A 6,668-nucleotide genomic window follows, 5' to 3' on the forward strand; every position below is an offset into this window, starting at 1 on the left:
CGTCGACTGAGCTCTGCGCGGACGGGTCAGGGTGGTGTCACCGGCGCCTGACCGCCCGTCCACAGCCGCGCGGCGCCGCGCACGCCCGAACTGTCGCCCCATTTGGCGGCGACGATCCGTCCGGCCCAGTCGCCGCCGAAGCTGTACCGGTCGATCACGGCGGGCAAACGCGCATAGAGCTCGGCGACGTTGCTCATCCCGCCGCCCATCACGAACACGTCGGGGTCGACGATGTTGGCGATCATCGCCATCGCCCGGCCCAGCCGGTCGATATAGACATCGAGCGCCGCCGCCGCCGCCGCCTCGCCGCGGCGTGCCGCCGCGACGATGCCGGGTCCATCCACCGTCTCGCCGGTGCGCGCCGCCATGTCGCGCTGCAACCCGGTGCCCGAGACGAGGATGTCGAGGCAGCCATGCTGCCCGCACCAGCAGCGCGGGCCCGGAAACTCCGCGGCGCTCATCCATGGCAGGGGCACATGGCCCCATTCGCCGCCCATGCCGTTCGCGCCCTCGACGATCCGTCCGTCGACCACGAGCCCGCCGCCGACCCCGGTGCCGACGATCACCGCGAACACCGATCGCGCCCCGGCGGCCGCCCCGTCGAGCACTTCGGACAAGGCGAGGCAATTGGCATCGTTGGCCATTCGCACCTCGCGTCCGAGCGCGGCCTCCAGGTCCTCGCGAAAGGTGCGGCCGTTGAGGAACGTCGCATTGGCGTTGCGCATGCGCCCGTCGCGTGGATTGATCGAGCCGGGCGTACCGATCCCGACCGTGCCGACCCCGCCCGCCGCCGCCTCGGTGCGGGCGATCAGGTCGCAGACGTCGCGGATCGCATGGTCGTAGCTGCCGGGATTGGGCGTACGGACGCGCGCCAGGAATTGCCCGCCCCCGTCCAGCGCGGCCGCCTCGATCTTCGTGCCGCCGAAATCGATCCCGATCTGAACCACGCCTCTCCCCTTGCCCATGTTTTCGCGGGCGCAACTTCGCCCCGGGCTCGATCCATGCAACCGTTTGCCGGTGGCCGCATCAGTCAGCCTCGCTGCCCACTTGATACCGTTATCTTAAGAAAGGCAAATTGAAATATTCCATCTTTCATGAAGCTTCATCTCGGTCATGGCGGGTGACGCAGCGCCAGGCAGCGGCTAGGATTACGATAACAAAAGGGAAGATGGATGCAGATCAGCTTCGGCAGCAAAGCCAGCCGGCGGGCCGATCCGTCCAGCGGAGGAGGACGCGACGCGCGACTGTCGCGCAGCCTGTCGGGCACCAATCTCGAGCGGGCGGGCGACTATAACCTGCGCACGGTGCTGCAGGCGATCCGGCTGGGCGGCGATACGACGCGGGTCGCGATCGCGCAGCAGACTGGGCTGACCGCGCCGACCATCGCCAACATCACCGGGCGGCTGATCGATATGGGGCTGGTGCGGAACGCCGGGCGCATCCAGGGCGGCCGCGGCCAGCCCGCGCTCAAGCTCCAGATCAACCCGGACGGTGCCTTCGGCATCGGCCTCAACATCGATCGCGACCATCTGACCCTGGTGACGCTGGATCTCGCCGGTCAGGTCCGCAGCCGGGTGACGCGCGAGATCGCCTTCGCCTCGCCCGACGACGTCGTGGCCTTCGTCACCGGATCGATCGACCAGCTGATCGTCCAGGGCGAGGTCGACCGTGCCCGCATTCTGGGGGTCGGCGTCGCCATTCCCGACGATCTCGGCCGGATCGCCCTGCCCCACCGCCCGGACGGCTATGACCGGTGGAATGCGATCGACATCGCCGAGATGCTGTCGGTGCTGCCCTGGCCGGTCCATTGCGACAACGACGCCGCCGCCGCCGCACTGGGCGAGGCCGAATATGGCACGGCCTTCGACAATCCCAGCTTCTTCTACCTGCTGATCAGTGCCGGTCTGGGCGGCGGCCCGGTGATCGACCGGTCCTATTATCGCGGCGCCAATGCGCGCAGCGGCGAGATCGGACTGATGCCCGACATCACCGGAGCACCGGGCGCGACGGTGCAGGACACGGTGTCGCTGTCGGCCCTTCTCGCCCGGCTGGAGGAGGCGGGCTTCGAGCGGCCGGGCATCGCCGATCTCGGCAACGAGGCGCTCGCCTTCTCGCCGGTGATCGAGGCGTGGATCGGCGATGCAGTGCGCGTTCTGACCGCGCCGCTGGTCGCGATCAACTGCCTGCTCGACCCCGACGCCATCCTGATCGGGGGCCGCCTGCCGGTGCCGCTGATCGAACGGCTCGCCGCCGGGCTGACTGCGGCGCTCGACGCGGTGCCCCAGCCCTCGAGGGCGGCGATCATGCCCGCGGTGATGGCGCAGGATGCGCCGGCGATCGGCGCAGCGATCCTGCCCTTCCTGGCCCATGTCCTGCCGTCCGACTCGATCCTGATCCAAAGCGGGCGCTAGGCTCCGCTTAGCCGCGTCCCAGCGCCCGCATCAGATAGGCGCGGATACGGTCGGCCCGCTCGTGCGAGGGCAGGTCGAGGACGCCGCGCGCCGCCTTGGGAAGATGCGCGCCCGCCTGCTGCGCCCCCTCGCCGAAGACATATTGGTCGAACCAGCCGCGCACGGCCTGCCGCTCGCCGGCGGGCAGGTCGCGCACGGCGAGCAGCGCGTGGATCAGCGCCGCGAAGGGCGACGCCGCCGCCTGCTGCCCCCACCAGTAGTTCACCAGAAGGTTGAGCGGACCGGTCGCGGTCACGTCGTGCCACCAGAGCGACGGGACGAAGATGGCGTCCCCCGGCTCCAGCTCGGCGACCTGCATCGCCGCCATCGCCGTGGTGAAGCGCGGGTAGCGGGCGAGATCGGGTGCCTCCAGATCGACCATGCTCGTCGGCTGCCCGGCGATCGTCTGGTCGAGCGGACCGACATAGAGGTTGGGGCCCTGATCGGGCGGAAAGAGCACGAACCGGCGGCGGCCGGCGACGACCGCGGCGATATTGCTCGACACGTCGTAATGGGTCGACACCCGGCTGGCATTGCCGATCCACAGTCGCGGCGTCGCCTCCGGCGTCGCCAGCGGCAGCGGATTGGCCTCGACCCAGCCGGGGACGCTGTCGGCCGCCGTCGCGGCGCCGGCATAGAGGGCCGGGGCGGCGGGATCATCCTGCTGCGCCACCAGCTGGTCGAGCAGGACCGGCAGCATCACCTGCGCGCGGGTGAAGTTGAAGCCCGCCATGTCGGGCGTGTAGAAGAAGCGGCCGCGTTCCTGCGGTGCGGCGATCATCACCTGCGCCGGCTTGCCACCGTCGAAGGACCGGACATAGGCCGCCATCGCCGCCGCGCCGCCACGACCGGCCGCCACCGCCGGCCAGTGGCGCACCAGTCCGCGCAGTACGACGGGGCGATAGGCGGGCACGATCTCGGCCGCGAAACGCTCGGGCGTGATCCCGTCGATCTCGGGCACGCGCGGTGCTGCCTGGATCGCATCGGTCATGACCAGTCTCCTCTCTGCGGTCGGCGGCCTGCCGCCCTTCTCCATACAAAAACGGGTGGAAGGTCCGAAGACCAACCACCCGCAGGAGGGGAAGGGTACAGGATCAGAACGTCAGGCGCGTGGTGATCGACAGCTGACGATCGCTCTTGAAATAGGAGCGCGGCGCGGTGAGCCCCTGCGGATTGAGCAGGAACACCGTCTTGGTCGTCGTATCGAGCAGGTTCTGGCCTTCGAGACCGATCTTGAAGTTCTTGCTGACGGTCAGGAAGATCGAACCGTCGAGCTGCCCGGTCGCCAGTGCATAGACCGGCAGGAACGGGAAGCAGCAGTCGCGATTGGTGAGCAGGAACTTCGAACGCCAGCTGTAGGCGAAGCGCGTGTAGATCCCGCCCTTGTCGTAGAAGGCCGCGAGGTTGAAATTGTAGCGCGACAGGCCGGCCAACGGCAGGTTCGAGTAGATGCCGGTGACGTCGAGCGGCGGGCGCGAGCCGTCCGCCGCGCCGTTGGTCGGCACGCCGTTCGGGATCTTGCTCGGGCTGACGAAGGTGAAGGTCGCCTGCGTGCCCAGTCCCGACAGCAGCCCGGGCAGGAAGTCGTAGGTCTGCTGGTAGCTCAGCTCGAAGCCCTTGACCTTGCCGTGGCCAGGCGCGTTCGCCGGGCCGTTGACCGTCACGTCGAAGGTCTGGCCGTTATTGGTGAACGAGCGCTGGTAGCCGTAATTGTCGAGGATGATGTTGGTGAGGTCCTTGTAGAAGACCGCACCGGTCAGCGAGCCCACCTTGGCGAAATACCATTCGGCGGTGAGATCGAACTGCTTGGCCTCGATCGGCCGCAGATAGGGGTTCCGCGCCGAGGCCTGGAAGCCGTAGCTGCCCGTCGTGTTCGCGCCCGAGGGCTGCACGCCGATATAGTTGCGCAGGTCGCCGAAGTTCGGCCGCGAGATCGCCTTGGACGCGGCGAAGCGGAACAGCAGCTTGTCGTTGACCTGGAGCTTGGCGTTGAGGCTCGGCAGCCAGGTGCCGAACTTCTGCCGCGCGACGTCCGGGCGCGAGCCGCCGTTGGAGAAGGCCTGGATCGCCGCCTGCTGCGCGGCGCCGACCGTGCAGATCACCGGCACGGTACCCTGCTGGGTCGGATTGGCGATCGAATAGGCGCAATAGGAGGCAAGGTCGGTGTAGCGCGGCGGGTTCTGCGTATCCGGCGTGAAGACGTTGTTGGGCGTCGGGAAGGTCAGCGCGCCGAACGAGGCGTCCTTGGTGCGGACGTAGCGGACGCCGATATTGCCCGACAGGCTCATCCCGCCGCCGAAATCGTCCACGCCGAAATCGGCGCGGGCATAGCCGCTCCACGTCGTCTCGGTGTTGCGGTAATATTCGTTCGGCAGGAAATAGCCATCGGTCACGCCGGTGCGATCTTCCAGCGGGGTGTAGTTGCCGCCGCCCGCCTTGGTCACCGTGCGCAGCAGCGCCGTCAGCGCGTCATGGTCGCGCATGATCGCGTCGGGGATGTACCAGGTCGCGGGCGGGCGCACCGCCTGATTGCGGTAGAAGTCGCTATAGCCGAACAGCGACGCCTCGTTCGCGGGCAGCGCGTTGAAGCCGACCGGGCCGCCGCCGGTCCAGGTGTCCGACACCGCGCCCCAATTGTTGTAGTCGTTGGTCCGCACGGTCTGGTCGCGCTTGGCATAGCGACCACCCACCCGCACCTTGCGCAGGAAGCTGTTTTCGCTGACGTCGTACTGCACGTCGCCGCGGAACGCCCATTCGTCGCCGTCATTGTCGGCGCGGTTGTTGAACGCGTCGCGGAAATAGGTCGACGCCTTGTTGCCGAAATAGGCGGCGGTGTCGCGACCCTCGGGACGCAGGTTGATCTGCGGCGTCTTGCCGCGCAGGTCGATGTCGACCCCCGAATAGGTCGCCATGTCGACGATGTCGTCGACGTTCTTGGACGACGATTTCACATACTGCCCGTCGAGATTGATGTGCAGCTGATCGGTCGGATCGATCTTGGCGTTGAGCGAGAAGTCCTGCGTCGTCGCCTTCTGGTAGAAATAGCGGTTCGAGAAGGTCGTGAAGATGCCGTTCGGCGCGAACTGGGTCAGCTCGCCATAGGTGCCGTCAGGCCGGTTGCCGAACACCGGGCCGGACCGCTTGACGATCGAGCCGCTGGTGAAGATCCCGTTCTCGTCATAGGTGTTGGTCGTGCCGGCACGCGGGAAGGTGGTCGTCACGTCGCCATAATAGACGTTCGGCTCGATCGTCTTCTCCAGCCAGTTCTGCTCGCCCTGGGTGCGCAGATATTGCGCGGTCAGCAGGAAGGTCTTGGCCGCATTCTCGAACTGCGCCGCCGCCGAGACGCCGATGCGCTTGCGGTCGAAGCTCTGGGTGCGCGAGCCGCCGCCGACCGGCGCATAGACGGGGCCGGCGCCGCTCGGCACCGGATAGGTGTCGAACAGGGTCGAGGCGTAGCTGGTGCCCGCGTTGATCGTCCGCCCCTCGCCGGCATCCTGCACGCCGTTGCCGTTGCGGTCGTCATTGTAGCGCGGCAGCATCGAGGCGAGGAACACCGAGTCCGAGCGGCTGTACTGCTGCGAATAGCTGGCGCTGGCGAGCAGGCCGAAGCGGCTGCCGCCGGCGGTATCCCATTGCTGGCTGTAGAGGCCGACGACCGAGGGCGCGCCGCGCTGCTCCAGGTCTCCCCAGTTCATGCTGCCCGACAGGTAGATGAGCCGCTGGTTCTGGTCGAAGGGCTTGCGGGTGTTGATGTTGACCGTGCCCGAGATGCCACCCTCGATCAGGTCCGCGGTCAGGTTCTTGAACACCTCGACCGAGCCGATCAGCTCGCTCGGCACGTCGTTGAAGCCGATCTCGCGCCCGCCCGACACGGCGAAGGTATCGCGACCGTTGAACTCGCCGCGCACATAGCTGAGCCCGCGGATGACGACGCCCGAACCCTCGACCGAGAAATGCTGCGAGTCGTTGGGCGCGGCGAAGCGGCTGATGGCGACGCCGGGCACGCGCTGCAGCGCCTCGTTGACCGAGCGGTCCGGCAGCGCGCCGATGTCCTGTGCAGTGATCGCATCGACGACGGTGTCACTGTTCTTCTTGATGTTCTGCGCGGTGGCGAGGCTCTGGCGCACGCCCGTCACCACGATCTCGTCGCGATCGGTGTCGGGCGGCGTGACCGCGGCCTCTTGCGAGGCGCCCGAGGTGCCGGTGGTGGCGGCG

Annotated in this window: 4 protein-coding genes; 1 reads left to right on the forward strand and 3 read right to left on the reverse strand. The window is 67.8% G+C overall.

What is annotated here, in order from left to right; all coding sequences use genetic code 11:
* Positions 1-26: 26 nt before the first annotated feature.
* The gene (locus IEX18_RS17180) at positions 27-947 is read right to left on the reverse strand and encodes an ROK family protein (protein ID WP_229664680.1); all 921 of its coding nucleotides are present in this window, start codon (positions 945-947) and stop codon (positions 27-29) included.
* Positions 948-1,172: 225 nt separating this feature from the next.
* On the opposite strand from IEX18_RS17180, the gene IEX18_RS17185 reads away from it, so the two are divergent.
* The gene (locus IEX18_RS17185) at positions 1,173-2,411 is read left to right on the forward strand and encodes an ROK family transcriptional regulator (RefSeq protein WP_188660782.1); all 1,239 of its coding nucleotides are present in this window, start codon (positions 1,173-1,175) and stop codon (positions 2,409-2,411) included.
* 7 nt (positions 2,412-2,418) lie between these two features.
* Here the strand turns inward: IEX18_RS17185 and IEX18_RS17190 are convergent, their stop codons facing one another.
* The gene (locus IEX18_RS17190; protein WP_188660784.1) at positions 2,419-3,441 is read right to left on the reverse strand and encodes a cupin-like domain-containing protein; all 1,023 of its coding nucleotides are present in this window, start codon (positions 3,439-3,441) and stop codon (positions 2,419-2,421) included.
* A gap of 103 nt (positions 3,442-3,544) precedes the next feature.
* Positions 3,545-6,668 (reverse strand): TonB-dependent receptor (locus tag IEX18_RS17195; RefSeq protein WP_188660786.1); only part of this gene is annotated, 3,124 nt, incomplete at its 5' end.

The sequence above is a fragment of the Sphingomonas metalli genome, from assembly GCF_014641735.1.
Classification (GTDB): domain Bacteria; phylum Pseudomonadota; class Alphaproteobacteria; order Sphingomonadales; family Sphingomonadaceae; genus Sphingomonas; species Sphingomonas metalli.

Bases quoted from the DNA above. Each gene is read 5' to 3' on its own strand.
- IEX18_RS17185 (WP_188660782.1), top strand. From the start codon at position 1,173: ATGCAGATCAGCTTCGGCAGCAAAGCCAGCCGGCGGGCCGATCCGTCC.
- IEX18_RS17190 (WP_188660784.1), bottom strand. From the start codon at position 3,441: ATGACCGATGCGATCCAGGCAGCACCGCGCGTGCCCGAGATCGACGGG.